Annotated in this window: 22 protein-coding genes and 1 pseudogene; 9 read left to right on the top strand and 14 right to left on the bottom strand. The window is 68.1% G+C overall.

All coding sequences use genetic code 11. From position 1 onward, the window contains the following. Positions 1–70 precede the first annotated feature (70 nt). Together ACSQ3Q_RS23730 and ACSQ3Q_RS23725 are read right to left on the bottom strand one after the other, a co-directional pair. Positions 71–1,492, bottom strand: a complete 1,422-nt coding sequence (locus ACSQ3Q_RS23730) for a peptidylprolyl isomerase (RefSeq protein ID WP_436136758.1) — start codon at positions 1,490–1,492, stop codon at positions 71–73. Positions 1,493–1,503: 11 nt separating this feature from the next. Continuing rightward, positions 1,504–3,924, bottom strand: a complete 2,421-nt coding sequence (locus ACSQ3Q_RS23725; protein ID WP_436136757.1) for an LPS-assembly protein LptD — start codon at positions 3,922–3,924, stop codon at positions 1,504–1,506. Positions 3,925–4,028: 104 nt separating this feature from the next. Between ACSQ3Q_RS23725 and ACSQ3Q_RS23720 the strand changes: the two genes are divergently transcribed. The 3 genes from ACSQ3Q_RS23720 (at position 4,029) to ACSQ3Q_RS23710 (ending at position 7,442) form a co-directional block, all read left to right on the top strand. Continuing rightward, the gene (locus ACSQ3Q_RS23720) at positions 4,029–5,204 is read left to right on the top strand and encodes an aminoglycoside phosphotransferase family protein (protein ID WP_436136756.1); all 1,176 of its coding nucleotides are present in this window, start codon (positions 4,029–4,031) and stop codon (positions 5,202–5,204) included. 82 nt (positions 5,205–5,286) lie between these two features. After that, positions 5,287–6,042 carry a 16S rRNA (uracil(1498)-N(3))-methyltransferase gene (locus ACSQ3Q_RS23715; RefSeq protein ID WP_436136755.1) on the top strand — a complete coding sequence of 252 codons (756 nt, stop codon included), beginning with the start codon at positions 5,287–5,289 and terminating at the stop codon, positions 6,040–6,042. Between the two features lie 248 nt (positions 6,043–6,290). Next, positions 6,291–7,442: a diguanylate cyclase gene (locus tag ACSQ3Q_RS23710; protein ID WP_436136754.1), complete on the top strand. Its 1,152-nt coding sequence runs from the start codon at positions 6,291–6,293 to the stop codon at positions 7,440–7,442. Between the two features lie 167 nt (positions 7,443–7,609). Here ACSQ3Q_RS23710 and ACSQ3Q_RS23705 read toward each other — a convergent pair. Continuing rightward, positions 7,610–8,428, bottom strand: a pseudogene (locus ACSQ3Q_RS23705) (acyl-CoA dehydrogenase family protein); the annotation flags it as partial. Between the two features lie 205 nt (positions 8,429–8,633). After that, positions 8,634–9,188, bottom strand: a complete 555-nt coding sequence (locus ACSQ3Q_RS23700) for an acyl-CoA dehydrogenase family protein (RefSeq protein WP_436136753.1) — start codon at positions 9,186–9,188, stop codon at positions 8,634–8,636. A 196-nt stretch (positions 9,189–9,384) separates the two neighbouring features. Here ACSQ3Q_RS23700 and ACSQ3Q_RS23695 point away from each other — a divergent pair, with 196 nt between their 5' ends. Continuing rightward, complete coding sequence (locus ACSQ3Q_RS23695; protein ID WP_436136752.1) at positions 9,385–10,212, top strand: SOS response-associated peptidase; 828 nt, start codon at positions 9,385–9,387, stop codon at positions 10,210–10,212. Between the two features lie 103 nt (positions 10,213–10,315). Here the strand turns inward: ACSQ3Q_RS23695 and ACSQ3Q_RS23690 are convergent, their stop codons facing one another. The 8 genes from ACSQ3Q_RS23690 to ubiU all read right to left on the bottom strand — a co-directional run bounded on the left by ACSQ3Q_RS23690 (position 10,316) and on the right by ubiU (position 18,949). Next, positions 10,316–11,563, bottom strand: a complete 1,248-nt coding sequence (locus tag ACSQ3Q_RS23690) for a branched-chain amino acid ABC transporter substrate-binding protein (RefSeq protein ID WP_436136751.1) — start codon at positions 11,561–11,563, stop codon at positions 10,316–10,318. 68 nt (positions 11,564–11,631) lie between these two features. Then, positions 11,632–13,266 carry a long-chain-fatty-acid--CoA ligase gene (locus ACSQ3Q_RS23685; RefSeq protein ID WP_436136750.1) on the bottom strand — a complete coding sequence of 545 codons (1,635 nt, stop codon included), beginning with the start codon at positions 13,264–13,266 and terminating at the stop codon, positions 11,632–11,634. A 163-nt stretch (positions 13,267–13,429) separates the two neighbouring features. Beyond that, positions 13,430–14,917: a 4-hydroxy-3-polyprenylbenzoate decarboxylase gene (gene ubiD / locus ACSQ3Q_RS23680; RefSeq protein ID WP_436136749.1), complete on the bottom strand. Its 1,488-nt coding sequence runs from the start codon at positions 14,915–14,917 to the stop codon at positions 13,430–13,432. A 65-nt stretch (positions 14,918–14,982) separates the two neighbouring features. After that, entirely contained in the window at positions 14,983–15,579 is a 597-nt protein-coding gene (locus ACSQ3Q_RS23675) for a UbiX family flavin prenyltransferase (protein WP_436136748.1), read from the bottom strand. Beyond that, entirely contained in the window at positions 15,572–15,988 is a 417-nt protein-coding gene (locus ACSQ3Q_RS23670; protein WP_436136747.1) for a putative zinc-binding protein, read from the bottom strand. The genes ACSQ3Q_RS23675 and ACSQ3Q_RS23670 overlap by 8 nt, the downstream gene beginning before the upstream one ends. A 5-nt stretch (positions 15,989–15,993) precedes the next feature. Beyond that, positions 15,994–16,536, bottom strand: coding sequence for a ubiquinone anaerobic biosynthesis accessory factor UbiT (gene ubiT, locus ACSQ3Q_RS23665; protein WP_436136746.1), 543 nt, complete (start codon positions 16,534–16,536; stop codon positions 15,994–15,996). Between the two features lie 157 nt (positions 16,537–16,693). Continuing rightward, positions 16,694–17,602 carry a U32 family peptidase gene (locus ACSQ3Q_RS23660; protein WP_436136745.1) on the bottom strand — a complete coding sequence of 303 codons (909 nt, stop codon included), beginning with the start codon at positions 17,600–17,602 and terminating at the stop codon, positions 16,694–16,696. Positions 17,603–17,899: 297 nt separating this feature from the next. Further along, positions 17,900–18,949 carry a ubiquinone anaerobic biosynthesis protein UbiU gene (gene ubiU / locus ACSQ3Q_RS23655; RefSeq protein ID WP_436136744.1) on the bottom strand — a complete coding sequence of 350 codons (1,050 nt, stop codon included), beginning with the start codon at positions 18,947–18,949 and terminating at the stop codon, positions 17,900–17,902. Positions 18,950–19,135: 186 nt separating this feature from the next. Here ubiU and ACSQ3Q_RS23650 point away from each other — a divergent pair, with 186 nt between their 5' ends. The 4 genes from ACSQ3Q_RS23650 (at position 19,136) to ACSQ3Q_RS23635 (ending at position 22,231) form a co-directional block, all read left to right on the top strand. Further along, the gene (locus tag ACSQ3Q_RS23650; RefSeq protein WP_436136743.1) at positions 19,136–20,317 is read left to right on the top strand and encodes an MFS transporter; all 1,182 of its coding nucleotides are present in this window, start codon (positions 19,136–19,138) and stop codon (positions 20,315–20,317) included. Continuing rightward, the gene (locus tag ACSQ3Q_RS23645) at positions 20,232–21,107 is read left to right on the top strand and encodes a YidB family protein (RefSeq protein WP_436136742.1); all 876 of its coding nucleotides are present in this window, start codon (positions 20,232–20,234) and stop codon (positions 21,105–21,107) included. Before ACSQ3Q_RS23650 ends, ACSQ3Q_RS23645 begins: the two co-directional genes overlap by 86 nt. Before the next feature lie 214 nt (positions 21,108–21,321). Continuing rightward, positions 21,322–21,756, top strand: coding sequence for a DUF2628 domain-containing protein (locus tag ACSQ3Q_RS23640; RefSeq protein ID WP_436136741.1), 435 nt, complete (start codon positions 21,322–21,324; stop codon positions 21,754–21,756). Next, complete coding sequence (locus ACSQ3Q_RS23635; RefSeq protein WP_436136740.1) at positions 21,737–22,231, top strand: hypothetical protein; 495 nt, start codon at positions 21,737–21,739, stop codon at positions 22,229–22,231. Before ACSQ3Q_RS23640 ends, ACSQ3Q_RS23635 begins: the two co-directional genes overlap by 20 nt. A gap of 16 nt (positions 22,232–22,247) precedes the next feature. On the opposite strand, the gene ACSQ3Q_RS23630 is transcribed toward ACSQ3Q_RS23635, so the two are convergent. Both ACSQ3Q_RS23630 and ACSQ3Q_RS23625 read right to left on the bottom strand, forming a co-directional pair. Next, entirely contained in the window at positions 22,248–23,114 is an 867-nt protein-coding gene (locus ACSQ3Q_RS23630) for a lysophospholipase (RefSeq protein ID WP_436136739.1), read from the bottom strand. A gap of 157 nt (positions 23,115–23,271) precedes the next feature. Further along, entirely contained in the window at positions 23,272–24,744 is a 1,473-nt protein-coding gene (locus tag ACSQ3Q_RS23625; RefSeq protein WP_436136738.1) for a M20 family metallopeptidase, read from the bottom strand. Positions 24,745–24,852: 108 nt separating this feature from the next. Here ACSQ3Q_RS23625 and ACSQ3Q_RS23620 point away from each other — a divergent pair, with 108 nt between their 5' ends. After that, positions 24,853–25,896, top strand: coding sequence for an MBL fold metallo-hydrolase (locus ACSQ3Q_RS23620; protein WP_436136737.1), 1,044 nt, complete (start codon positions 24,853–24,855; stop codon positions 25,894–25,896). The last annotated feature ends 93 nt before the right edge of the window (positions 25,897–25,989 follow it).

The raw sequence follows: 25,989 nt of genomic DNA, 5'->3' as shown, positions 1-25,989 counted from the left end.
CATCCAGACCCGCGGCGGCCGCGCAAGGGCCGACCCGCCGCGCAGCGCCTCAGGGGCAAGTACTCCATCCTCATTGCGGCGGATCGCGATACTCGACGTAAGCGCGGCCGCGCAGCTCTTGCGCCCAGGTGGCGTAGGCTTCGTCGAGCTTCTTCTCGCGCACGGTGTCGCGCGCCATCTCCCGCTGCTCGCGCTGCGTGAGCTTGGCCTCGCGGCGCTCCAGCAGCTGGATCAGGTGCACGCCGAAACGCGACACCAGGGGCTCGCTGATGTCGCCGGGCTTGAGTGCATTCAACGCCTGCTCGAACTCGGGCACATAGCGGCCGGGGCTGGCCCAGCCCAGATCGCCGCCTTCCTTGGAGCTGCCGTCCTGCGAATGCTCGCGCGCCAGTGCGGCAAAGTCGGCCTGGCCCGCCAGCACGCGGCGGCGGTAGTCGGCCAGGCGGGCAGCGGCTGCAGACTCGGACAGCTGGGGCCCGGTGCGCAGCAGGATGTGGCGCGCATGGCTTTGCACCACGTTGGTGGGCACGCCGGCGGTGACGCGTTCGACGACCTTCAGCACGTGAAAACCGGCAGGCGAGCGCACGGGGCCCACGATGCTGCCCACGGGCAGGCCCAGGGTGGAGTTCACGAAAAGCTCGGGGTAGCGGTCGGCCGGGCGCAGGCCCAGCAGGCCGTTGTTGCGCTGGCCTTCGGGTGCGTCGGACAGCTCGCGCGCCACCGTGGCAAATTCCTCGCCGGCCCGCACGCGGTCGGCAGCGCGCTGGGCACGGGCCTGGCGCTCGGCCACCTGCACGGGGCTGGCGTTCTCGGGCACCACCACCAGCACGTGGCCCAGGTTGATTTCCATGGACGCGACATCGTTGCCCTTTTGCTGTTCGCGCAGGTACTGGTCGAGGTCCAGATCGGTGACCTTCACACGCGCCTCGACCTCACGCTCGCGCAGGCGCTGCAGCAGCAGCTGGGTGCGCAACTCCTCGCGGAAGCGATCGCGGCCCATGCCGTCGCGGCCCAGGCGCCGGTACAGGTCTTCGGTCGTCATGTTGTTCTGGCGGGCCACGCCCTGTTCGGCCTGCGACACGGCGAAATCGTCGACCTTGACGCCGGACTCCTTGGCCTGCTGCAGCTGCACACGCTCAAGGATGATGCGCTCGAGCACTTCGCGCGCCAGCACATCCCGCGGCGGCACGGCACCGCCCTGCTGCGCCATCTGGGCCTCGGCGCGGGCCAGGCGCGAGCGGACTTCGTTGTTGGTCACAGGCTCCGAATTGACCACGGCCACGATGAAATCGGCCTGGCGCGTGGCCGAGCCGGCGCTGGTGCTGCCCGCTGCATCCGGAGCCGGCAGCGTGATCGACGGGGTCGCCGGCGGGCGGGCGGTCAGCCCTTTGCCGGCGGGCGCGCCCGAGGGACGCAGGCCCTGGGCCAGAGCGCCCTCGGACATCAGGGAAGCCAGGGCGGCGATGGCCAATGCGATGACACGGTGATTCATGGCGGTGTGCGTTAGTCGTAGTTGCTGAAACGGCTCGGCGTAGCGACCTGACCCCGAAGGTTCTGGTAGCGCGGCACGTGCTGCTGCAAGGTTTCCAGCGGGCTGGAGCCGAGGCTGAGGCGGGAGAAGCCCACGAATTCGATCTGAAAGAGCAGGCGGGTGTTGGCCGTGGCCACGCCGCTTTGCAGGCGCTCGAGCACGACGCGGCCGATCCAGCAGCAGCTGTCGTACTCAAAGCCCACCACGGTGTCCACGAGCTTGCGGTCCTGCAAGCTGTAGTTCAGGCGGCCCACGGTGTACCAGCGCCCGCCGCCCTGGCCGCGGCCAGGGCCCAGGTCCTTGCCCTTGTCGCCCCACAGGTCGTTGAGCGGCCATTGCCAGCCGATGTCGATCTGCTCGCTGGTGCCGCGCTGCAGGCGATACGCCGCGTTCACGGTGCGGTAGTTGCCGGGGCTGTAGCGCGCGCCGATGGTCGAGCGGATGGAGCGGCCGGTCTTGGGGTTGTACTGCACGGTGGAGTCAAAGCCCCACTGCGGCGTCCAGCTGATGCCAGCGCCCAGCAACAGGTCCGACAGCCGCTCGCTCACGGGTGTCCCGCCGGGCAGCGTCACTTGCTGGTCCGAAAAGCGCACGCGCTGGGCGATGCCAAAGCGCGCGGCCTCGGCGCCGCTGTTCGGGTCCAGCAAACGGGTGGTCACGCCCAGCGTGAGCAGGTTGTTGTCGGCAATCCGGTCGTTGCCACCAAACGCGTTCTCGGTATAGATCGTGGCGAAGTTGAAGTCGTTGGCCGCCGTGTCGTACACCGGCAGGCGGCTTTGGTCGCGGTAGGGCGTGTAGGTGTAGAACGCACGCGGCTCCAGCGTTTGCAGAAAAGACCGGCCGAAGTACGCAGCGTCGCGTTCGAAGACCAGGCCGCTGTCCAGGCTGAAGGTCGGCAAGGTGCGGCTGGCCGAGCGCGCGCCGTTGGACAGCGCGGTATCAAACTGGTACGTGGTCGCATGCAACTGCACCCGCGGCGTGACAAAGCCACCGGGCGCCAGAAACGGCCGGCTGATCTGCGCCATGGCGTAGCTGCGGTCGGCGTTGGGCTGGCCGGTCAGTGCGCGCGCTGCCTGAAAGCGTGTGGTGTCCAGCTCCACACTGGCATCAAACCCGCCACCCAGTTGGGACGGCACGTAGCGCCACTGCAGCTGCGGCATGCGGTCGTACGGCGGCACGATGGGCGACGTGACGTCCTGCAGCGTCTGCCATTTGAGGGTGCGCACCACGGCGGTCATGTCGTTGGCGCCCCATGACAGCGTGGCATCGCCGGGCAACAGGCGCTGGCGCAGCGGCTCCGACGCGCGACCGAAGTCGCGCCAGTAGTTGTCGTCGCTCACGCGGTTGATATTGATGTTGAGCCCCAGGGCGCCCATGCCGGTGTTGAAGCTGCCCTGGTGCTTGCCCGAATAGCCCCAGCGCATGCGGTCGCGCAGGCGGTCGGCGGGCATCACATCGCCGCTGATCTCGCCGCTGTAGGTCGGCTCCAGGTAGCGGAACTCGCCCCCCAGGTTCGCGCCGCGTTTGGTCATCAGCGCGGCCCGCAACGTGGCATCGCGGTTGGGGGCGATGTTCCAGTAGTAGGGCTGCGAATAGGCCACGCCATCGCGGCTGTCCAGGGCAATGGTGGGCGGCAGCAAGCCCGACTTGCGCTTGTCCGACAGCGGAAAAGTGATGTACGGAATGGGCAGTACCGAGATGCCCTTGAACTCCAGCACCGCGTCTTCGGCCGTGCCGACGGATTCTTCGTTGTCGATGCGGATGGTGCCGGCGCGCAGCACCCAGTCGGGCTGCCAGCTCGCCTCATTGCCGCGCTCGCAGGTCGTGTAGGTGGCGTTGTGCACCACGGCCCGGTCCTTGTCGATAAAGTCGAGGCGTGTGGATTCGCCGTGGGCCTGCGTGGCCAGAAAGCGGTAGCGGGCGTCGCTGAAAAAACCCTCGAACGCATCCACGCGCAGTTCCAGCGCCGTGCCTTCATACACATTGCCTGCGCGGTTGATGCGCACCTGGCCCTTGGCCTTGGCCAGGTCCTCGGGCACGTCGTAGTCGAGCCGGTCTGCGCGGATGACGGTGTCGCCCCGGCGCAGTTCGGCATTGCCTTCGATGACCGCGTTGAGGTCGGTCTGCCCGCTGATGTGGTCACCCTTGACGAAGACCGGCAGCTGGGGGCGCACGGCGTCCGGGATCTTCTCCTGCAGCAGGGGCGAGGTGCGCAGGGCGGGCGGCGCGTCCCAGGCACTGGGTGCCGGGGCGCCCCCCGCCTGGGCCAGCACGGAAAGTGGCAACCCGCACCAGGCCAGCGCCACGCCATAGGCCAGAGCCCGGGGCACGGGGGGGCGCAGCGCCGCGGCCTGTGCCGTGGTCGGCCGGGTCCGCAGGGAGGGGGTCTGCACGGTGGGGGGCTTGCAGCGTGGCACGTGGGGCGGTGGGCTGGGGACAGGTAAAGAAAGGACCGCCCCCGGGGAGCCGGGGGCGGGTTTGTAAAATCGGATTATCCATGAGCCACCCATCCTCCCCCTCGCCCGCCAGCCTGCCCTCTGGCGTGGCTACCGCAGCTTCGCCCACTTCCCCTGTCACCTGGCCGGATTCAGCGCGGCAAGCGGCCTTTGAAGCCTGGCTCGCCCCCCTGGCCACCAGCCACCAGTTGCTGCCTGCCACGCTGCGCCCGGCCTCGGCCGATGCGAGCTTTCGGCGTTATCTGCGCATCGACACCACCACCGGCGACAGCCGCATCGTGATGGACGCGCCGCCCGACAAGGAGAACTGCCGCCCCTTCGTGCAGGTGCAGGCGCTGATGGCCGGCGCGGGGCTGAACGTGCCGCAGATCCTGGCGTGGGATGAGGCGGGCGGCTTCATGCTGCTGTCCGACATGGGCCACCAGACATTGATCGAGTTGCTCGACCCGGCCCGGCCGCAGGATGCCTACGCCTGGTACCAGGGCGCCACCGACGTGCTGCTAGACTGGCAAAAGGCCTCGCAGCCCGGCGTGTTGCCTGCGTATGACGAGGCGCTGCTGCGCCGCGAACTGGCGCTGTTCCCCGACTGGTACCTCGGCCAGCACCGCGGCGTGAGGCTGGATGCTGCGCAGCAGGCCACGCTGCAGAGCGCCTTGGATGCCATCGTGGCGCACAACCTGGCCGCGCCCAGCGTCTTCGTGCACCGGGACTTCATGACACGCAATCTGATGGTGGCGCCGGGCCACACGACCGCAACGACCGCGACCCCGAGCGACCACAAATCACACTTGGCCGTGCTGGACTTCCAGGACGCGGTCTACGGCCCAATCACCTACGACATCGCGAGCCTGCTGCGCGATGCGTTCATCAGCTGGGAAGAAGAGTTTGTCATCGACATTACGGTGCGTTACTGGGAAAAGGCGCGCAAGGCTGGCCTGCTGGGTGCGAACAGCGCCAGCGGCTGGGGCAACGACTTCGGCGAGTTCTATCGCAGCGTCGAATGGATGGGCCTGCAGCGCCACCTCAAGGTTGCCGGGATCTTTGCGCGGCTGACGCTGCGCGACGGCAAGCCCAAGTACCTGGCCGATGCGCCGCGTTTCATGGCCTACATCCGCGCCACCGCCAACCGGTACCGGCAGCTCGGCCCGCTGCTCAAGATGCTCGACCAGATCGAAGGCACCGAGCCCGCTGTGGGCTTTGCCTACGGCCGCATGTAGCCACGGTTTGATGTCGATTTTGAGCAAAAACAGCCTCCAGCGCTTATCCATCAAGCGCTTGTAGCTACCAAAACAATAGCAAATGCCTCGATTCCACTGCCCTGCGCCCCTGGCCACCGGATCCGAACTGGACCTGCCCCCGGGCGCCGCGCGCCATGTGCAGGTGCTGCGCCTGCAGCCCGGCGACGGCATCACGCTTTTTGATGGCGGGCAGGGCGAAGGCGCGCCCGGCGGCGAATTCGACGCCACCGTGCTGCGCATGGGCCGCAGCGACGTGCGCGTGATGGTGGGCGCGCACCACGCCGTCGAGCGCGAGGCGCCGCGCGCGGTGCACCTGCTGGCGGGCATCACCGCCAACGAGCGCATGGACTGGCTGGTGGAGAAAGCCACCGAGCTCGGCGTGGCCAGCATCACCCCGCTGGTGGCCGAGCGCAGCGTGCTCAAGCTCAAAGGCGAGCGGGCCGAGAAAAAGCTCGCCCACTGGCAGGCCGTGGCCGCCGCCGCATGCGAGCAATGCGGCCGCAACCGCGTGCCCGTGGTGCACGACGCCATCGACCTGGCCGGCTGGGTGCGCGCCCATGCCGCTGGCGGCGCGGCGGGCACGCCCGGCGCGGCGCAACGGCTGTTGCTGTCACTGCGCGCCGGCACCGCGCCGCTGCACACCGCGGCCGCGGCCGGCGGGCCGGTGCTGTTCCTGTCGGGCCCCGAGGGCGGGCTGAGCAGCGCGGAGGAGGACCTTGCTCTGCAGCATGGCTTTGCGCCTGTCACGCTCGGGCCCCGCGTGTTGCGTGCCGAGACGGCGCCGCTGGCGGCACTGGCCGCGCTGACCCTGCAGTAAGAAAACAAAGAGCGCGGGCTGACCTGTCACGTCCGCCCGTTCGTGAGTGCCACGCTACACGTCTTTTGTTACCTCTGTTGCACATCGCCTTGACCCCCGTGAAGGCGCTTGGCAGAGCATCTTCCGTGCTGTACGCCAAGCACACATCCCCCTAAAATCCCGCGACGTACTGGCCGCCGCGTGTTGATCCGCACGTACCGCCGGCCCCGCAATTCGCGCATTCCCCGTTCTGGCAGGAGAGCTCCATCTTGCGTAAAACCTCCCGCTGGCAACGCCTCAGGGACGTGGTTCTTTCCACCGACCCACGGCGGCGCACGCTGGTGAGCATGGCGCTGCTGGCGCTGGTGCTCATGGCCAGCAGCGCGGGCGTAATGCTGCTGGTGGCCATGGCCAGCAGCGAAGTGAACCGCGCCGCCGTGCAGTGGTGGGCCGCTATCTCCGTCGGCGGCCTGCTGGTGATGACGGCCTTCATCCGGTCGGGCGAGACCGCCCGACTCAACGACCCCTCCCTCACCGTGCCGCAGATGGTCTGGACCATCACCAGCGGCGCCGTGGCCTATGTGATCGCTGGCGACGCGCGCGGCGTGGTGCCCAGCGTGCTGGCCATGATCCTGTTCTTCGGCACCTTTGGCCTGACGGTTGCCGAGGTGATGGGCATCGGTGTGTATGCGCTGCTGGCTTTTGCCTGCGCGGTGGCCGCAACCACCCGCGTCAACGCCAGCCCGTTTGGCTACCTGGACACGGCCTACGCGCTGATGGTGCTCATCGTGCTGGGCGGCAGCATTGCGCTGAACCTGCGCATCCAGCGCATTCGGTCGCGCCTGCGTGAACAGCGCGAGGCTCTGGCGCACGCCCTCGCAGTCAACCGCGAACTGGCCACGCGCGATGAACTCACTGGCCTGCCCAACCGCCGCGCGATGCAGGACCTGATGGACCTGGAGCACCGCCGCAGCCTGCGCAGCGGCCGCCCCATGCTGCTGGCCGAGCTCGACATCGACCACTTCAAGCGTGTGAACGACAGCCACGGCCACGCCACCGGCGACCGGGCGCTGCAGGCCTTTGCCGGCGTGGTGCGCGCCAGCGTGCGCGACACCGACGTGCTGGCCCGCTGGGGCGGTGAGGAGTTCGTGCTGATGCTCTCGGACACGCAGGTGGAAGACGCCCGCGAACTGCTTGAGCGGGTGCGCACTGCGGTCGCGGCGATAGAGATCCCACACGCCAGCGGCGTGCTGCGGCTGACGGTGTCGGCCGGCCTGGCGCTGCACCTGCCGGGCGACACGGTAGAGCTCACGCTGGAGCGCGCGGACCAGGCGCTCTACACCGCCAAGTCGCTGGGCCGCAACCGCGTGGTCGTGGCGCCTACGGGCCAGCGTGCCGCGCGGGCGTCCGCAGCGTCCTGAAGGCCTGGCGCGCAGATCCCGGCAACGGCGAAGCTCTGGTCGGCCCGCACCCCTGACGCCGCTCCACAACCAGAACCGGCGCCCCTGCGTGCCAGGGCGCAACCCTGATTGGGCGCGGAGGCCCGCTCAAACCATCAAGCGCTTAGGCCACCAAGCAGTCCAGCGGCTCAGGCACTCAAACGCGGCGGCGCACGCATTTGCTCCGGCGTGGTGAAGTAAGCCGCCGACTCCCCCAGTTGCACCCGCGCCCGGGCCAGCTCGTGGCGCGCCACGGTGCGCAGGTGCACCTCGTCGGGCCCGTCCATCAGCCGCAATGCACGGCCCCAGGTCCAGAAGGCTGCCAGCGGCGTGTCGGGCGACAGGCCCATGGCGCCAAAGATCTGCATTGCGCGGTCTACCACCCGCTGCTGCAGGCGCGCGGCCACCACCTTGATGGCCGCCACCTGAGCGCGCACCTGCCGCGCATCGGCAGCGCTGCCTTGGTCGAGCAGCCAGGCGGCGTGCAACACCAAGAGCCGCGCCTGGTCGATCTCGATGCGCGACTCGGCCAGCCATTCCTGCACATTGGCCTGCTCGGCCAAGGGCTTGCCGAAGGCGTTGCGCTCCAGTGCGCGTTCGGTGGCCAGGCGCAGCGCCAGTTCGCACTGGCCGATGGTGCGCATGCAGTGGTGCACGCGCCCGGGCCCCAGGCGCGCCTGCGCCATGGCAAAGCCCGCACCCCAATCGCCCAGCAGGTGGTCGGCTGGCACACGCACGCCTCGCAGCAGGATCTCGCAGTGCCCTTCGGGCGCGTGGTGGTGCAGCACGCTGATATTGCGCACGATCTGCACGCCCGGCGCATCGGCGGGCACCAGCACCATGCTGTGGCGATGGTGGTGGTTGGCCGCGTCGCCGCCGGCTGCCGCGTCGTCACCGTCGTTACGGCACAGCACGATGAGCAACTTGCAGTTCGGATGCGCCGCGCCGGTGATGAACCACTGAGAACCTGTTCAATGTCTTTTTGGAGATCGCATTGGAGTGCAATCGGAATGAGTGGATGCTTCGGGTGCGCCGCATGGGCTCATGCCCATGCAAGCAGCCGGGGCGTCCAATCGCCCGATTTCACTCCAACCCTTCGGGCAAGTGCCTTGCCGGGCGGTCTGCGGCGTTGCGGCGCTTGCCAATAGCCGAGCTATTGGCTGCGCACCGCGCCTAGCAGTCCATCCCGGCAAGGTACTTGTGCGACTCCAAAAAGACATTGAACAGGTTCTTACGTCCGCTGAGCACCATCCCGTCGCCCTCGCGCCGCACGGTGGTCTGCAAGTTGGTCGGGTCCGACGAAGCCACGTCGGGCTCGCTCATCGCAAAGGCCGAGCGCATGCGGCCCTCCACCAATGGCACGAGCCAGCCCTGGCGCTGCGCTGGTGTGGCAAAGCGGTGCAGCAGCTCCATGTTGCCGGTGTCGGGCGCATGGCAGTTGAAGACCTCGGCCGCCCAGGGCAGGCAGCCCATGGCCTCGGCCAGCGGGGCGTAGTCGAGGTTGCACAGCCGCGTGCCAGGTTCGTCCTCGCGCAGGGCCGGCAGAAACAGGTTCCACAAGCCCTCTTCTCGCGCCAGGGCCTTGAGGTCCTCCAGAAACGGTGGTGGGTAGTTGCCTGCCAGCACCGCCGCATGCCAGGCCGCGTTGTACGGCAGCAGGTATCGGTCCATGAAGGCCAGCAGGCGCGCACGCATATCGTGGGCGCGGGGAGAAGGTGTGAAGTCCATGCGCCATTGTCAAAACCGCTGCGGGCGCCGTCTCAACGCAGGCGACAACCGGCTTGACGCGCATCACGGCGCGGTAACCACCGCAGGTCTGCCCGCTGCACAAACGCTTCACTATTGATAGCATTCAGCGCTTATCAATCAAGCGCCAGGCCCTGTTTTTATGCTCGAACCGGGCCCACACAGGTACCATTGCAGCATGAGCACCCATTACGAAACCCTGCCCCACGCCGACACCTACCGCGAGGGCTTTGCGGTGGAGCCGCCGCTGGCGCTGGGCGAACGCCACCTGTGGCCACGCAAGCCGGGCTTTTTCATCGTGCACGCGGCCACGGCGGCCGCCCTGGCCCAGGCTGCCCACCCGGCCGGCGCCGCCGAACCCGAGCAGCCAGCCGAACCTGCGCCGTCGCCCCCACCCTCATCACCCGCCACTGAAATGGACGACGCCGCACCCGCAGCGGACGAACCGGCCACCTCAGCGGCCCCCGCCACGCGCGTGCTGGTGCCCGCGCAGTGGGGCCTGGTGCCGCACTGGGTCAAGTCGGCGTCGGATGCCAAGCTGCGCGCGCCCAAGCTGGTCAACGCCAAGTCCGACCTCGCCTCCACCGGCACCGCGTTTCGCGATGCGTGGCTCAAGGGCCAGCGCTGCATCGTGCCCATGATGGCGTTTTACGAAGACGACTTTCGCTCCGGCAAGGCGCTGCCCACGCGCATCTCGCGCATCGACGGCAAGCCGATGGGCGTGGCCGGCCTGTGGGCGCGCTGGCAAGGCGCCGATGGCGAGGTGATCGTGAGCTATTGCCTGCTCACGGTGAATGCCAACAACCACTCTTTGCTGCACCGCTACCAGCAGCCCGGCAGCGAAAAGAGCATGCCCGCCATCCTGAACGAAGGCGCCTACGACGCGTGGCTCACGGCCCGCCAGGACAAGGCCAAGGAGTTCATGCGCCAGTACGCGCCGCAGTGGCTCACCGCCAACCCGGTGGAGACCAAGGCCGACAAGGTGCCCAAGGGGTTGCTGGGTTGAACGTTGACCGTCCGGGCTGAGTGGGTCGAACCAATGCGAGGTGCTGACGGACACCGCGCGACGGTAGAGGCCAGGGCGGCATGTGCGCCGCCCCGCAGGGCGCTCAGGAAGGCCGCTTCATCTGGCACGAGGTGGGCTGGGCGCTGACGTACGAGTCCCACGCCACTTCAGACCGGAAGCCGTAGCCGGTTTTCTCGGCGTCGTATTTCACGCCCTTGCTGCCTTGTTTGGCCCAGATGCCCAGGTACAGCGGGGCTTCGAGCTGGTGGTCGCTCTTGCGCATGCGCACCTCGCCGACGGGGCTCGTGTAGGCCATGCCTTCCAGCGCAAAGGCCACCTTCTTCGCGTCGGTGGACTGCGCCTTGCGCATGGCTTCGCGCAGCATGTGCATGGTGTTCCAGTGCGCGGCAAAGATGAACTCATCGTCGTACTTCTTCTTGTAGTCGACGTAGATCTTCTCCAGCTCTGGCGTGGGTGCGTTGTGGACCCAGTTCCAGACCACGCCCACCTTGCCATCGCCCCAGGCCCCGAGCTGCGCGGGGGTGCCGGGGTTGTTGGCATTGAGCGTGAAGTAGTTGATGTTGAGCCCGTAGTCGCGGGACGACTTGAACAGCAGCGTCAGGTCGCTGCCCCAGTTGGAGGTGATGACCGTGTCCGCCTTGGCGGCGGCCACCTTCGCCACGTAGGGCGCGAAGTCGCGCGTCTGGGCAATGGGCACGAAGTCGTCGCCCACGATCTCGATGTCGGGCCGTTTGCGGGCCAGGTATTGCTTGGCGGCCTTGGAGACCTGGCGGCCGTGCGTGTAGTCCTGGTTGAGCAAGTACACGCGCTTGACGTCCTTGCGGCCCTGCAGGTAGGTGGTCAGCGCCTCGATCTTCATCTCGCTCGAAGGGTAAAAGCGAAAGTGCCAGAAGCTGCAGCGCTCGTTGGTGAGCTGCGGGTCCATGGCGGCGTAGTTGAGGTACACCGTGGCCCGCTCCGGGTCGCGCTCGGCCAGTTTGTTGAGTGCATCGACCAGCGCCAGCGCAGCCCCCGATCCACCGCCCTGGGTGATGTAGCGGATGCCCCGGTCGGTGGCGGCCTTGAGCGCGTTGAGGCTTTCCTGCGGCGTGCCCTTGTTGTCAAAGTCCACCACCTCGAACTTGGGCTCGTTCGGGCCTGCCTTGGCGTTGACCTGCAGCACCACCTCCCGCAGCTGGTTGAGCGAGCTCTGGCCCGTGAGGGCGAAGGGCCCGGACAGCAGATCGATAAAGCCGATTTTCACTGTCTCGGCAGCACCGGCCTGGGCTGCCGTCGCCAGGGCCGCGGCGCATACCCACGCCTTGAGCCAATGCCTGTGGACCATCGTCATGTCTGTCTCCTTCGGGGTTGGTATTGGGGGGAGTTCCGTCAACGTCGACCGGTCAGTCAGCCAGCCAATCAGTCACCGCTGAACACCGCGCCATGGCGCTGCCGCAGCTCGTTTTTCTGGACCTTGCCGGTGCCGCCCAGCGGCAGGCTGTCCACAAACAGCACGTCGTCCGGCAGCCACCATTTGGCGACGCGCTGCGCAAGGAAGTCCAGGATCTGCGCCTTGTCCAGCGGCTGGTCGGCCTTGCGCACGATGAAGAGCAGGGGGCGCTCGTCCCACTTGGGGTGCTTGACCCCGATGACGGCCGCCATGGCCACGGCCGGGTGCGCCATGGCCGCGTTCTCCAGGTCGATGGAGCTGATCCATTCGCCGCCCGACTTGATCACGTCCTTGGTGCGGTCGCGGATCTGCACCACGCCCTGCGGGCTGATGGTGGCGATGTCGCCCGTGGGAAACCAGCCGTCCACCAGCGCCGAGCGCTCGGCCTTGTGGTACCGGGACACGATCCACTGGCCGCGCACCATCAGCTCGCCCTGTGCAACGCCGTCGCGGGGCAGGCTGGCGCCGTTTTCGTCCACCAGCTTGAGTTCAATGCCAAACACCGATTTGCCCTGCTTGGCGACCAGGGCGTGGCGCTCCTCGGCCGGCAGTTCGGCGTCGGCCGCGCCCAGGGTGCTCATGGTGGCAATCGCCGTGGTCTCGGTCATGCCCCAGCCGTGGCGCACTTCCACGTCATACACGTCGTTGAACTTGGCAATCAGTGCCTTGGGCATGGCCGAGCCGCCCACGCCCGTGCGCCGCATGGTGGTAAAGCGCAGCTGGTGCTGCTCCACGTACTGGATCAGCCCCATCCAGATGGTCGGCACGCCCGCACTGACCGTGACGCGCTCGGTTTCCATCAACTCGTACAGGCTGGCCGCGTCGAGCCGGGGCCCCGGCAGGACCAGCTTGGCGCCACCGATCAACGCCGCATACGGCAGGCACCAGGCGTTGATGTGGAACATGGGCACCACGGGCAACACGGCTTCCTGCGCGCTGATGCTCAGCACGCTCGGCATGCAGGCCGACAGGGCACTCAGCGTCAGCGCCCGGTGCGAATACAACACGCCCTTGGGGTTGCCGGTGGTGCCCGACGTGTAGCACAGCGCCGCGCCGGTCTTTTCATCGCACTCGGGCCAGGCGAAGGTGTCGCCTTGGCGGGCGATCAGCGGTTCGTAGGCCTCGACGCCGGGCACCCCCTGCAGGTCGATGGCGCTGAGCGTTTCGGCACCACACAAGGCCACCCAGTGCCGCACCCGCGGGCACGACGCCGCGATGGCGCGCACCAGCGGCGCGAAGGTGGTGTCGAACAGCACGACCTCATCGTCGGCATGGTTGACGATGTAGGCCAGCTGCTCGGGGTGCAGGCGCGGGTTGCAGGTGTGCATGACCATGCCGCTGCCGGAGACGGCGTAGTACGCCTCCAGGTGGCGGTGGTTGTTCCAGGCCAGCGAGCCCACCACACTGCCCGGGCGCAGCCCCAGGGCCTGCAACGCGTTGGCCAGCTGCCGGGCGCGCCGCGCCAGATCGGCAAAGCGGTACCGGTGCAAGCTGCCATCGGTGTCGCGCGAGACGATCTGCTGGTCGCCGTACTGGTTCTCACCATGCTCGAGGATGGCCGAAACCAATAACGGCCGGTCCATCATGCTGCCGGGCTGCTGCATTGCTGTCGTCTCCTTGGGATGTGCACTTTTGCTGCATCGCGGCATCGGTGGTGCCGGTGCAACGCCCTCTTTACGGGGCTGGCGCATCGTCGCAAACAACGCGGGGCGTGCTTGTCTTCTGCGCGACTGGGGTGCACAACACCGCCGTGGTGCACGGAGGGAGCTAAAGGCCCAGTGCAGTAAAGAGCGCGTCCATGCGCGCCTGCACGGCGGCGTCCATGGCCATCGGCCTCCCCCACTCCCGCTGCGTCTCCCCCGGCCACTTGTTCGTCGCATCCATCCCCATCTTGCTGCCCAATCCGCTCACGGGCGAGGCGAAGTCCAGGTAATCGATGGGCGTGTGCTCCACCAGCAGGGTGTCGCGCGCCGGGTCCATGCGGGTGGTGATGGCCCAGATCACTTCCTTCCAGTCGCGCACATCGACATCGTCATCGACCACCACAATGAACTTGGTGTACATGAACTGGCGCAGGTGGCTCCACACGCCCATCATCACGCGGCGCGCGTGGCCTGCGTAAGCCTTCTTGATGCTCACCACGGCCATCCGGTAGCTGCAGGCTTCAGGTGGCAGGTAGAAATCCACGATCTCGGGGAACTGCCTTTGCAAGAGCGGGATGAACAGCTCGTTCATCGCCAGGCCCAGCACAGCGGGCTCGTCAGGCGGTTTGCCGGTGTAGGTGCTGTGGTAGATCGCGTCCTTGCGCAGGGTGATGCGGTCGATGGTCAGAACAGGAAACTCGGCGCATTCGTTGTAGTAGCCGGTGTGGTCGCCATAGGGCCCTTCCAGCGCATGCTGCCAGCCGCTCGCGTGGCGGGCATCGGGCTCTATGTGGCCTTCGAGCACGATCTCGGCCGTGGCGGGCACCGAGAGCGGCACGCCCAGCGCGGGCGTGACTTCGGTGCGCGCGCCGCGCAGCAGGCCGGCGAACTGGTATTCGCTCAACGCATCGGGCACGGGCGTGACGGCGCCGAGCAGCGTGGCCGGGTCCGCGCCCAGCGCCACGGCCACGGGGTAGGGCTGGCCCGGGTGCGCGGCGCAGTGGTCGGCAAAGTCGAGCGCGCCGCCCCGGTGGGCGAGCCAGCGCACGATGACCTGGTTGCGCGAGAGCACCTGCTGGCGGTAGATGCCCAGGTTCTGACGCGCCTTGCGCGGGCCGCGCGTGATGGTCAGGCCCCAGGTGATGAGCGGCGCCACATCGCCGGGCCAGCAGTGCTGCACGGGCAGGCGGGCCAGGTCGACATCCGGGCCTTCCCACACCTCTTGCTGGCAGGGCGCGCCGCGGGCCACGGTATGCGGCGCCATGTTCCACAGCGTCTTGAGCAGCTGGCCCATGCCGAGCATGTCCTTCAAACCCCGGGGCGCCTCGGGCTCCTTCAGCGTGGCCAGCAGTTCGCCCAGCGCGCGCACGCCGGTGAGGTCGGCCACGCCCATGGCCCGGGCCACGCGCGCGGGGGTGCCGAACAAGTTGGTGAGCACCGGCAGCGTGTGGCCCGCGGGCTGCGTGAACAGCAGCGCGGGCCCGCCGGCGCGCAGCACGCGGTCGCTCAGCGCGGTCATCTCCAGGTGGGGCGAGACGGGTTCTTGCACGCGGCGCAGGTCACCCGTGGCTTCCAGCTGGGCCATGAAGTCGCGCAGGTCGCGGTAGGCCATGTCAATGCAATTTTTGAATCAAATTGGCCGCTAGCGCTTATTTCATAAGCACTATTAGCTATCAATCAAGGAGCATCAATGTCCAGCCCCTCCCAGCGCGGCGCGATCTGGTGCGCCACGCCGATGAGGTCAAGCACCCGCGCCACGCTGTAGTCGACCACGTCGCCCAGCGTCGTCGGGCGCAGGTAGAAGGCGGGCAGCGGCGGGCAAACGATGGCGCCCAACTCGGTCACCGTGACCATGTTGCGAAGGTGGACGAGGTGCAGCGGTGTTTCGCGCACCATCAGCACGAGCCGGCGGCGCTCCTTGAGCGCCACGTCGGCCGCCCGGGTGAGCAGGTTGTCGGCCAGGCCGTGTGCGACGGCGGCCAGGGTGCGCATGGAGCAGGGCGCGACCACCATCGCATGGCAGTCGAACGAGCCACTGGCAATCGCCGCGCCCACGTTGTGCAGATCGTGCACGCGGTGCGCCAGGGCCTCCACGGCGGGGCGGTCCATGTCGAGCTCGTGGCGCAGGTTGCGCCAGCCCGCGTCAGAGACCACGAGGTGCGTTTCGATGCCGCTCTGGCCCTGCAGCACCTGCAACATGCGCGCGCCGTAGACGGCGCCGCTGGCGCCCGAGATGCCAACGATGACGCGGCGCAGGTTTGCGGCATCAGCCATGCGAGGGCTCCGTGGCCTGGGGCTGCAGGGCCGGGCGCGCCAGTGGCTGCGTCCGCTGGTCGGCCTCCACCTGCGCCAGCACCCGCGCGGCCTGCACCGGATCGAAGTCTTCATGCGCACGTTTTTTGACGCCGTACTGCTGCAGCTGGTAGTGCCTGTCAGGCGCAATGCCGTGGCGCGCCAGTGTGCTTTTGACGCAGACCAGCGGGCAGCCATCGAGCGCAATGATGGGCCGGCCCGAGCGCGCGGTTTTCAGCAGGTGCGGCACGTCGCCGCCCACGCCTGCAATGCACGACATCTCGGCCACGCCGCGCCGGTCGAGCTGCAGCGCCACATGGTTGGCGAGCTGCGCAGCGCTGGAGCAGCCCGAGCAGGAATAGACGATGGGGTTGTCAGGAGGGGTGGCCATGGTGTTCACGCCCGTGGGGTGTGCGTTGGGGCGCCACTTCGCACCCCCTGCCGTTGCAGGCGGCGCAGCACCGCGCGCGGGGCCAGGTGCTGCGCCCACTGGCGCGGGTCCAGCACGGGCACCTCGATCGCGTCGAGCGCGTTCTTGACCACCAGGCCCAGTTCGGTGTCGCCCTCCATCGACAGGCGGCGGCTGAAGAACAGCGTGTCGGGGTCCTGTTTGCGCTGCGCGAGCAACAGGAAGTCGTGCGCCGTGGCGCTGAGCGTCAGGTCGGCCACCGCCGGCGCGGCCAGCGGTGCGTGGGGCGCAAAACGCTGGCCGTCCCACGCAAAGTCGAAGACCCAGCGCGCATCACGCACCTGCACCCGCATCTTCTTGTGCTGCAGCAGGCGCCCCACATCGGCAGGCAGGTGCCGCGCCAGCGCGAGGTTGAGCGCGGTCACCAGCAGGATTGAGCCGGGGTACGCGGGCAAACGCGAGAGCAGCGCCCCCAGCGCAGAGGGCAACACCCGCGAATCAGGCGATGGGGAACGGGAAGACGGGGTCATGGCAGCCTCTCAGGTGACGTCAAATTGCACAGCGAAACGCCGTGGACGCTGCTTCTCAGAGCAGCCGCAAGCGGTATCGCTAAGTGGTACAGCTGCACGCCAGAGCGCGGCCGGGCCGTGCCGCCGCTGGGGGAACGCCATCGGTGCGCGTTGCATCTCAACCGCCCTGCTCCAGGCCCGGGCGGCCCCGCCAATAGCCGTCGCAGGGGAGGTCCGGCATCAGCGGCTGCATGCGCTCCACAAAGTCGATGGCCGCTGGCGTGGTGGCGCCATCACGCCGGGCTTCGTCAAAGGCGGCAACCACTTCGGCCATGCCGTGCGCCTGCGGGCTCAGGCGGAGCACGTCTACCCCCGCAGCGCGCAGGGCGGACATTTCGTTGGCCAGGTTGTAGACGCGCGCCGATTGCGTCTGTGTGCCGTTGAGCACCAGGAAACCCTCGCCCTCGCGCGTGCGCAGCGGCAGGCCGTCTGGATGCTGCAGGCAGCTGAACTGGCAGTCGTCCTTGGGCAGGTTGCGGTGGCGCGCAGTGAAGCAGCGCGCCGAGTACGCCAGCGGCATGCGCCCGTAGGCAAACACCTCCGTCTCCAACCCCTCGAGCCGCTGCGCCAGCAGGGCGGAAAGCGCATCGTGCGACATCTCCAGCGGCATCACCCAGCGCGTAGCGCCCAACTGCGCCATCCACCGCAGCGAGTCCGCGTTGTACAGATTGAGGTGCGGCCCGGCCACAAAGGCCTTGGGCCCGCCGGGTGTGCGCAGCAGGCAATGCACCGCGCCCATGTCGTTGGCCTCGACCAGGAACTCGCCGTTGTCCGCGACCTTGTGCAACAGGCCCACTTCCGCCGTCGATTCGATGAGCACCTGCGTGGACAGCACGGCCTGTTTGCCCGCGTCCCGCAGCATGCGCGCCAGCGCCAGCCAGTCCGCCAGGCGCAGCTCATGCCGGCGCGAACAGACCGTTTCGCCCAGGTACACCACGTCAACGGGCGTGGCGGCCATGGCCTCGTAGAAGGCCAGCACGGTGTCGCGCGGCCAGTAGTACAGCAGCGGTCCCAGAGAAAGTTTCATGGTGCGGTTTCCGGGATTTCGTGGGGCATTTCGGATTCAAGGCGGCGCACCGACCTTCGATCTGGCGCGATCCAGGCCAAGGGACGCCGCGCAAGGGCCGCCAAGCCGCGTATGCGGCGCTTCGCTGGCGTGCGCTGGCGTCGTCCCCCTTCCCCTGGCGCGAAGCGCGTAGAGAGAAGGGGCTGAGGGCCGCGGCTCCAAGCCTGCCTGCGCAGGCTTGGACGTGCCGCAAGAGCCGCTGCCTCTGGCGGCGGTGCCGGGTCGCGCAGCGCCTCAGGGGGTGGTCGCCTGATCATTTCACTTCCAGGGGCGGTGATAGGCGCCCAGCGTGTGCTGCTGGCCTTCGGCCACCGCGTCCAGGCGCGCCATCCAGTGTGTCTTGGGCGCATAGCGGTGTGGGCTGGCCAGGCATTGGTCGATGGCCTCGCGCCAGACCTGGGTGACCTGGGCGACGTACGCCGGGCTGCGCTGGCGGCCTTCGATCTTGATGGCACGCACGCCCATCTTCACGAGCTGGGGCAGCAACTCCAGCGTGTTGAGGCTGGTGGGCTCTTCGATCGCGTAGTAGTTCTCGTCATCGCCCACGTCAAACCGGCCCTTGCAAAGCGTGGGGTAACCCGCGCTTTCGCCGGGCGCGTAGCGGTCGATGAGCACGCCGTTCAGCCGCGACTCGCGGCCCGCGGGCGTCTCGACCCAGCGCACGGCCTTCGGGGGCGAACACACGCCGTGGGTGTTGGGCGATTCGCCGGTGACATACGAAGACAGCGCGCAGCGGCCCTCGACCATCACACACAGGCTGCCAAAGCCAAACACCTCGATCTCGACCGGCGTGCGGTCAATGACCTGGCGCACCTGCTCCATCGACAGCACGCGCGGCAGCACGGCGCGCACGATGCCGAACTGCTCGCGGTAGAAGTTGATGGCCTCGTAGTGGGTGGCCGAGCCCTGCACCGACAGGTGCAGCCGCAGCCCCGGGTGGCGCCGCACCGCGTACTGCATGAGGCCCGGGTCGGCCAGGATGACCGCATCCAGCCCCAGGTCCACCGCCTGGTCGAGCGCGCTGCGCCACGGGCCGGGGTTGGCAGCCTGTGGGTAGGTGTTGAGTGCCATGAAGACCTTGCAGCCACGGTCATGCGCGTAGGCAATGCCGCTGGCCATCGCCGCCTCGTCGAAGTTGAGGCCCGCAAAATTGCGCGCGTTGGTGGCGTCGCGCAGGCCCAGGTAAACACAGCTGGCGCCATGGTCCACCGCGGCCTTGAGCGCGGGCAGGCTGCCAGCGGGGCAAACCAGTTCAAGGCATGGCGCGGCCGCGGGCGCCGCGGCCTCTGTGGGGTTCAGGGGTTCCATCACATCGGTTCAAAAAAAGCGCTGGCCCCGGTGGGCGCCCAAGCACTGCAGCACCATACCCACGCCACCGTGATCGCCGGCTGATCTTCATCAACCGAAGTGCACAATGCCGGCCACGCAGCAGGGCTTTGACCTAGGAACCTGCGCCCCACCACCGGCCTCCACCACCCCAACGCCCGCTTCACCGTGAACAAGAATTTGTGGCTGCTGGCCCTGTGCCAGGGCCTTTTCCTCACCAACAACGTCGTCTTCATTGCCATCAACGGCTTGGTGGGTTTGCAGCTCGCGCCCTTCGGCTGGATGGCCACGTTGCCGGTGATGGGCTATGTGGTGGGCGGCGCGCTGTCCACCCCGCTGGTGGCGCGCACCCAGAGGCGCTGGGGGCGGCAGGTGTCGTTCCAAATCGGGCTGGCGGTGGCCATCGTGTCGTGCGGCCTGTGTGCCTGGGCCGCATTCAGTGCCAGCTTCTGGCTGTTGTGCGCCGCCACGGTGGTTGCGGGCTACTACAGCGCCAACGGCGGGCTGTATCGATTCGCCGCGGCCGAGCTGACCACCAAGGACTACCGCGAGAAGGCCGTGTCGCTGGTGCTGGCGGGGGGCCTGCTGGGCGCGGTGGCGGGGCCGAACCTGGCGAGCGCCACGCGCATGTGGTTTCCCGTGCCTTTTGCGGGGGCGTATGTCGCGCTCATGGGCGTGGCATTGCTGTCCATGGTGTGCATGGCCGCCATCCGTTTCGAGGCGCAGTCCGTCGTACTCAACGCTGCTGGGCTGCCCAAGCAGGGCCGCTCGCTGGCCGAGCTGATGCGCCAGCCCGCGTTTGCCGTGGCCATCCTGGGTGCAGCGCTGGGCTATGGCGTGATGAACCTGCTGATGGCCGCCACGCCGCTGGCGATGCAGGTGTGCGGCTTCGATTTCGACGCCTCGGCACTGGTGCTGGAATGGCATGTGATCGGCATGTTCGCGCCGGGCTTTGTCACCGGGCACCTCATCAAGCGCTTTGGTGTGCTGCCGGTGATGGGCACAGGCGTGCTGCTGAACTTTGCGTGCGTGGCGGTGGCGCTGACGGGCATCGAGCTGCACCACTTCGGCGCCGCGCTGTTCTTGCTGGGCGTGGGCTGGAATTTTCTGTTTACCGGCGCGACCACGCTGTCGATGACGGCCTACCGGCCGGAGGAGAAGGACCGCGCCCAGGCGGCCATCAATTTCTGTGTCTTTGCCACGTTGGCGTTGAGCTCGTTCTCGTCCGGGGTACTGGTCACCACCCAGGGCTGGACGCTGCTCAATGCGGGATCGCTGGTGCCTATTGTGCTCACGGGCCTGGCGCTGCTGTGGCTGGCAGCGCAGCGGCGGCGCGCTGCCAGCCGGTAACCGCCCCTGCCGGCGGGTGCGCTGGGCAGGGCGCCGCTCGGGCGCCGGGGTGCCGGCGGCGGGGAGGCCGGGTACAGCGATCAGCAGGGCTTTTCGAAAGAGGAGCCAGTTGGCGGATGTCCTTGCTGGGTCAGGCATCGGTGGTCGGCGCGCCGGATTCCCGTACTGGCAGTTGACCATTGTTCACCGTGGGCGCCGGGCCAGCTGCGTACCATCCTGGGTTCCGGGGCCGCAACCGCAGCGTATCGGCCCCGCGCCGCCAGCGGCGTCTTGTTTCGTTTTCCCCTTGTTTCCGCAGGAGATCACCATGGGTTTGCTCGATTCCGTTCTCGGTGCCGTCATCAACAACGCCTCGCAAGGCGGCGCACACGCGTCTGGCCCGGGCGGTGCGGCCGGTGGCCTGGGTGGCCTGCTGAGCCTGGCTGCACAGAACCCGCAGCTCATCCAGGCGGTGATGTCATTGATCAGCAACGACGGCCCCGTGGGCGGATTGCCGGGGCTGATGGCCAAGTTCCAGCAGGCCGGGCTGGGCAATGTGATTGCCTCGTGGCTCGGCTCGGGACCCAACCAGGCGATCTCGGGTGAGCAGCTCTCCGAGGTGCTGGGCAGCGGCCCGCTGTCGCAGATCGCGGCGCAGCTGGGTGTGGGCTCCGGCGCGGCAGCAGGGCAGCTCGCCCAGGTGCTCCCCGGTCTGGTGGACCAGCTGAGCCCCCAGGGCCAGGCGCCGCAGGCGGGGTTTGGCAATACCAACGACCTCTTCGGGATGCTGGGCGGTTTGCTACAAAAATAGTAGCTATCAGCGCTTGATTGACAAGCGCTGCAGCACATTTCTGTGCAAATCAGAGCTCCAGGGGCCTGGATGCAGGTCTCGTTACCCTTGCTCACAGCTCAGAGAAGTTCTCACAACCCCCGCCGAGAGGGTGCTCTTAGCATCGCGTGCCGCCGCGCCCCTCCGGGGCGGACCAGGCGAGCATCGCGACGCAACAAAGAGAGGGAGTCACTTCATGAGCCAACACCACACCGAACACGCCAGTCCGCACCCCGCCATCTCGGCCGCCCAAGCCACCACCGTCGAAAGCGCCGAGCTGTCGGAGACCTGGAAAAAGCGCTTTGCGCTGATCGAACGCGCAGGCGGCTTTAAGATGCCCCAGCTCAAGGAGCTGAGCTTTGGCGAGCGGATGACCTGTACGTTCAACTTTGTGGCGGCCCTCTTCGGCCCGTTCTACTACATGGCCAAGGGCATGTGGAAGCGCGGGCTGACCTATTGGGGATTGGCGATTGCAGGCATCGTGCTGCTGGAGCTGATCATCTCGCTGGCCGGATTTGGGCACATCCTGAGCAGCATGCACTACGGCGGTGCCTGGGCGGGGCTGTTCGGCGTGATGGCCAACCGCGACTACTACAAGAAGGTCATGCTCCATGACAACGGGTGGTTTTGAACTGCCTGCGCAGGCAACTTCCCACCCACCGCCGCAGGAGCCAGCGCCAGCGTCACCGGCCTTGCGAAGGGCGCAGCGCTGCATTCATGCTGCCGCAGCCACAGGGCTGCTGACCACCGTGCTCACCAGCGCCTTCACGGCAGGCGCTGCGATGGGCACGAATGGTGTGTCCTTTACGTGGCCCATGCTGCTCGATGTGCTGATCCCTGCGGGCCTGACGGCGGGCATCTATTGGCGCAGCCGGGTGGCGGCCGGATTGATGCTGGCCTATTTCGTGGTGGCCAAGGCGCTCTGGGTGTGGAACGACCTGCTGCTGCAGGACAACGACGGCGTGGCCTGGGCCGATGTCGCCGACAGCCTGGATGCCTGCCTGAGCGGAGGCTTGGTCACCGCAGCAGTCATGGTGTGTATCTATGCCGCAGGTCTGTATGGCACCGTGGCCTGGCACAGGCAAAACCGCAGCGCGACACCCTAGGGACGGCTGCCCCGCCCTACGCCGCCGCTGGGAAACGCTGCACCAGCCAGTGGTGCAGCCGCTCGAACACCGGGTCGGCCAGTTCGGGGCTTTCGTTGAAGAGCTCGTGGAACAAGGGTTCGAAGCAGTGCGACTGCACCACGCCCTTGGGCGCTGCGCTGGCAAAGGCGCGGCTGCCGGCGGGGTTGACCAGCTTGTCGCTGCCGGCCCACAGCAGCAGCGTAGGCACGGTCCAGTGTGCGGCGCGGGCTACGGTGGCTGGGCCGCCGGTGGCGATGAAGCGGGCCAGGCGCGCGCTGATGCGGTCGTGGCACAGCGGGTCGGCCAGGTAGGCCGCGACCACGGCCGGGTCATGCGACAGGTACTGGGCATCCAGGCCATTGCCCACGCGCAGGTCGGGCGCAATGCGCGGCAGCGTGGCCAGCAGCAGCTTTTGCACAGCGTTCAGGCCGGGGTCGAGCGCGGGAGATGACAACACCAGCGCATCGACGGGCCGCAGGTGGAGCGCCACAAAACGCGAGGCGACCAGGCCGCCCATGCTGTGGCCGAGCAGCACCAGCGGCTGGCCCGCGGGCATGCGGGCGCGGGTGGCGTCCACCATGTCGGCCAGGTCGTCCAAGAGCCGGGTGTCGGACGTGAGCCCACCGCGCGGTCCACCCGACTCGCCGTGGCCGTACTGGTCATAGCCGCGCACCGCAAACCCCCAGTCATTTAAGCGGCGCGCCACGGCGTCGTAGCGGCCCACGTGCTCGCCCAGACCGTGCACCAGCAGCACCGTGGCGCGCACCCGTTCACCAGGGGCCAGGGCCCAGTCGTGGATGGCGAGGTTCTCGCCATCGGCGGCGGTGAAGGTGCGCAGGGTCGAGACGGCGAGTTCGGACATGGAATTTGGAAAAAAGAAATACGCAGTCAACATGGGAGTGGGGGGTGGCACCCGCAAGGGGCAACGCCGGCAGTGCCAGCACGCCGCCCGCAGCGGGGGCGCCGCCCTCTCACCGAGCCACGCGAGCGGTCCGGCAGAAAGGGTAAAGCGCAGCGCTTCAGGCCGTGGTCACGGGCAAGGCAGCAATCACCTGCGCCACCGCCGCCGTGAGCTTCTTCGCATACGGCACGTGCAAAAACTCGTTGGGGCCATGGGCGTTGCTCTTGGGGCCGAGCACGCCGCAGACCATCATCTGCGCGGTGGGGAAGCCTTCGCTGAGCATGTTCATGAGCGGGATGGTGCCGCCCTGGCCGATGTAGCCGCAGGAGGCGCCGAAGTGGGCCTGCGATGCTGCGTTGAGCGCGTTTTCGAACCACGGTGTGGTGCTGGGCGCGTTCCAGCCGGTGGCGCCGCTGGTGCCCTGGAAGGTGACCTTGGCCTGGTAGGGCGCGTTGTCTTCGAGCAGTGCCTTGAGCTCCTGCACGGCCTGGGCCGCGTCGACCAGGGGCGGCAGGCGCAGGCTGAGCTTGAACGCGGTGTAGGGACGCAGCACGTTGCCGGCATCCTGCAGTGCCGGAAAGCCCTCGGCACCGGTCACGCTGAGCGTGGGCTCCCAGGTGCGCTTGAGCAAAGCCTGCAGCGGGTCGGTGGTGGTGGGCAGCGCAAAGGTGGTGGCACCGCCGCAGTCGTAGTGCGCCCAGGGGAAGCGCTTGTACACCTCTTCGCCCAGGATGGCGGCCGTGGCATGGGCCTGGGCAACGCGGTCGGCGGGCACTTCGCAGTGGAAGCTCTGGGGCAGCAGGCGGCCCGTGGCGCTGTCTTCGAGGCGGTCCAGCACCTGCCGCATGATGCGGAACGACGAGGGCACCAGGCCCGACGCATCGCCGGAGTGGATGCCCTCGGTGAGGATCTCGACCTTGAGCGTGCCGGTGGCCATGCCGCGCAGGCTGGTGGTAAGCCACAGCTGGTCGTAGTTGCCCGCACCCGAATCGAGGCACACCACCAGCGCCACGTTGCCCATGCGGGGCTTCAGGGCATCGATGTAGGGCAGCAGGTCGCGCGAGCCGCTTTCCTCGCAGGTCTCGATCAGGCCGACGATGCGCGGGTGCGGAACGTTCTGGCGCTTGAGCTCCTGCACGGCCGCCACGCTGGCATACACCGCGTAGCCGTCGTCGGCGCCGCCGCGGCCATAGAGCTTGCCGTCTTCGTATTTGGGGGTCCATGGGCCCAGGTCGTTGCGCCACCCGCTGAACTCGGGTTGCTTGTCGAGGTGGCCGTACATGAGCACGGTGTCGGTGGAGCCGGCCTGCGTGGATTCGATCTCGAAGAACAGCACGGGGGTGCGGCCTTCCAGGCGCACGATCTCGAGCGTGAGACCTGCGACCTTCTGCGCCTCGACCCACGCGGCGGCGTTGCGCACCACGGTGTCGAGCAGGCCCTGCTCGGCCCAGTCGGGCGAGAACATGGGCGACTTGGCGGGGATGGCGATGTAGTCGGTGAGCTGGCGAACGATGTCGTTGTCCCACGCCTGGCTGACCCTTTCAAGGGCCAGGGCGGGTTGCAGGGCTTGGGTGGGGACGCGGGCGTTCATAAGCGGCTCTCCTGAAATCGGTGGGGTGGGTCTCGTGGACCCAAACCGCCATTCCAACACAACGACCGGCCCCACGCACGTCAGGGAAAAGCCCAGCGCGCCGCGGCGATGCCATCACTGCCCGGTTCACCCCCTTCCGCCCCGCCCCCGGCCACCGCGCGCCGCTTTGCCAACACCGACCCGGGTGTGGTGATCGGCAACTTCCCCTGGTACGAGATGCTGTGGCGCTCATTGCGCGGTGACTTCAAGCCGCGCAGTGCACCGGCCGGCGGCTATGCCGCGTTTGCGCAGCAGTGGAGCGCCCCGGTGGACCACGCCCGCCTGGCCGAGCGCCACGACGCCCCGGTGGTGACCTGGCTCGGCCATGTCTCGATGCTGCTGCAGGTGGCGGGGCTGAACATCCTCATCGACCCCACGCTCGCGGATTTTGCGGGACCGCTGGGCCGCTTTGGCGCGGCACGCCGCGTGCCCGCGCCGCTCACGCCCGAGCAGTTGCCGCGCATCGACGTGGTGCTGGTCTCGCACAACCACTACGACCACCTGTGCTACGCCACGCTGCGCCGCCTGCACGCCGCGGGCCAGGCCCCGCGTTTTGTGGTGCCGCAGGGGCTGGGTGCGTGGTTCGTGAAACGCGGCATGGGCCCCGTGACGGAGATGGACTGGTGGGAGCACACCGACATCGCACCGGGCGTGCGCGTGCACTTCACGCCGTCGCAGCACTGGAGCCGGCGCAGCCTGGCCGACACCAACGCCACGCTGTGGGGCGGTTTTCTGCTGGAGTGGACGCGGCCCCACGCCGCCGCACCGTGGCGCTTTCTGTTCCCGGGCGATACGGGCTACAGCGGCGACTTCAAGGCCATCCGCCAGCGCCTGGGTGCAGTGGACTTCCTGGCGCTGCCCATCGGTGCCTATTTGCCACGCGACTTCATGAAGCCCATGCATGTGAACCCCGACGACGCCGTGCAGCTGATGCTGGATGTGCAGGCGCGCCAGGCCATGGGCGTGCACTGGGGCACCTTCATGCTCACGCAGGAGGCGTTCGACCACCCGCCGCGCGACCTGGCCGTTGCGTTGACAGCGCGCGGCATCCCACCCGAGCGCGTGTGGCTGCTGCGCCAGGGCGAGACGCGGGCGATTCCGCTGCACGGCTGACCCCGCCGCTGCGCCCGCAGCGAGGGTGTGGCCCGATGCGGCTCCGTTCGGCGGGCTGCGCGCCTGCTTGCGTGCGGGCCCGCGAGTACCCGC

Source organism: Acidovorax sp. LjRoot129 (assembly GCF_964253765.1).
Lineage (GTDB): Bacteria > Pseudomonadota > Gammaproteobacteria > Burkholderiales > Burkholderiaceae_C > Acidovorax.
Note: the sequence above shows the minus strand (reverse complement) of the source record. Positions and strands in the feature narration are given on the sequence as shown.

Bases quoted from the DNA above. Each gene is read 5' to 3' on its own strand.
- ACSQ3Q_RS23730 (WP_436136758.1), bottom strand. From the start codon at position 1,492: ATGAATCACCGTGTCATCGCATTGGCCATCGCCGCCCTGGCTTCCCTG.
- ACSQ3Q_RS23720 (WP_436136756.1), top strand. From the start codon at position 4,029: ATGAGCCACCCATCCTCCCCCTCGCCCGCCAGCCTGCCCTCTGGCGTG.
- ACSQ3Q_RS23715 (WP_436136755.1), top strand. From the start codon at position 5,287: ATGCCTCGATTCCACTGCCCTGCGCCCCTGGCCACCGGATCCGAACTG.
- ACSQ3Q_RS23700 (WP_436136753.1), bottom strand. From the start codon at position 9,188: ATGGACTTCACACCTTCTCCCCGCGCCCACGATATGCGTGCGCGCCTG.
- ACSQ3Q_RS23695 (WP_436136752.1), top strand. From the start codon at position 9,385: ATGAGCACCCATTACGAAACCCTGCCCCACGCCGACACCTACCGCGAG.
- ACSQ3Q_RS23690 (WP_436136751.1), bottom strand. From the start codon at position 11,563: ATGACGATGGTCCACAGGCATTGGCTCAAGGCGTGGGTATGCGCCGCG.
- ACSQ3Q_RS23685 (WP_436136750.1), bottom strand. From the start codon at position 13,266: ATGCAGCAGCCCGGCAGCATGATGGACCGGCCGTTATTGGTTTCGGCC.
- ubiD (WP_436136749.1), bottom strand. From the start codon at position 14,917: ATGGCCTACCGCGACCTGCGCGACTTCATGGCCCAGCTGGAAGCCACG.
- ACSQ3Q_RS23675 (WP_436136748.1), bottom strand. From the start codon at position 15,579: ATGGCTGATGCCGCAAACCTGCGCCGCGTCATCGTTGGCATCTCGGGC.
- ACSQ3Q_RS23670 (WP_436136747.1), bottom strand. From the start codon at position 15,988: ATGGCCACCCCTCCTGACAACCCCATCGTCTATTCCTGCTCGGGCTGC.
- ubiT (WP_436136746.1), bottom strand. From the start codon at position 16,536: ATGACCCCGTCTTCCCGTTCCCCATCGCCTGATTCGCGGGTGTTGCCC.
- ACSQ3Q_RS23660 (WP_436136745.1), bottom strand. From the start codon at position 17,602: ATGAAACTTTCTCTGGGACCGCTGCTGTACTACTGGCCGCGCGACACC.
- ubiU (WP_436136744.1), bottom strand. From the start codon at position 18,949: ATGGAACCCCTGAACCCCACAGAGGCCGCGGCGCCCGCGGCCGCGCCA.
- ACSQ3Q_RS23645 (WP_436136742.1), top strand. From the start codon at position 20,232: ATGCGGGATCGCTGGTGCCTATTGTGCTCACGGGCCTGGCGCTGCTGT.
- ACSQ3Q_RS23640 (WP_436136741.1), top strand. From the start codon at position 21,322: ATGAGCCAACACCACACCGAACACGCCAGTCCGCACCCCGCCATCTCG.
- ACSQ3Q_RS23635 (WP_436136740.1), top strand. From the start codon at position 21,737: ATGACAACGGGTGGTTTTGAACTGCCTGCGCAGGCAACTTCCCACCCA.
- ACSQ3Q_RS23630 (WP_436136739.1), bottom strand. From the start codon at position 23,114: ATGTCCGAACTCGCCGTCTCGACCCTGCGCACCTTCACCGCCGCCGAT.
- ACSQ3Q_RS23625 (WP_436136738.1), bottom strand. From the start codon at position 24,744: ATGAACGCCCGCGTCCCCACCCAAGCCCTGCAACCCGCCCTGGCCCTT.
- ACSQ3Q_RS23620 (WP_436136737.1), top strand. From the start codon at position 24,853: ATGCCATCACTGCCCGGTTCACCCCCTTCCGCCCCGCCCCCGGCCACC.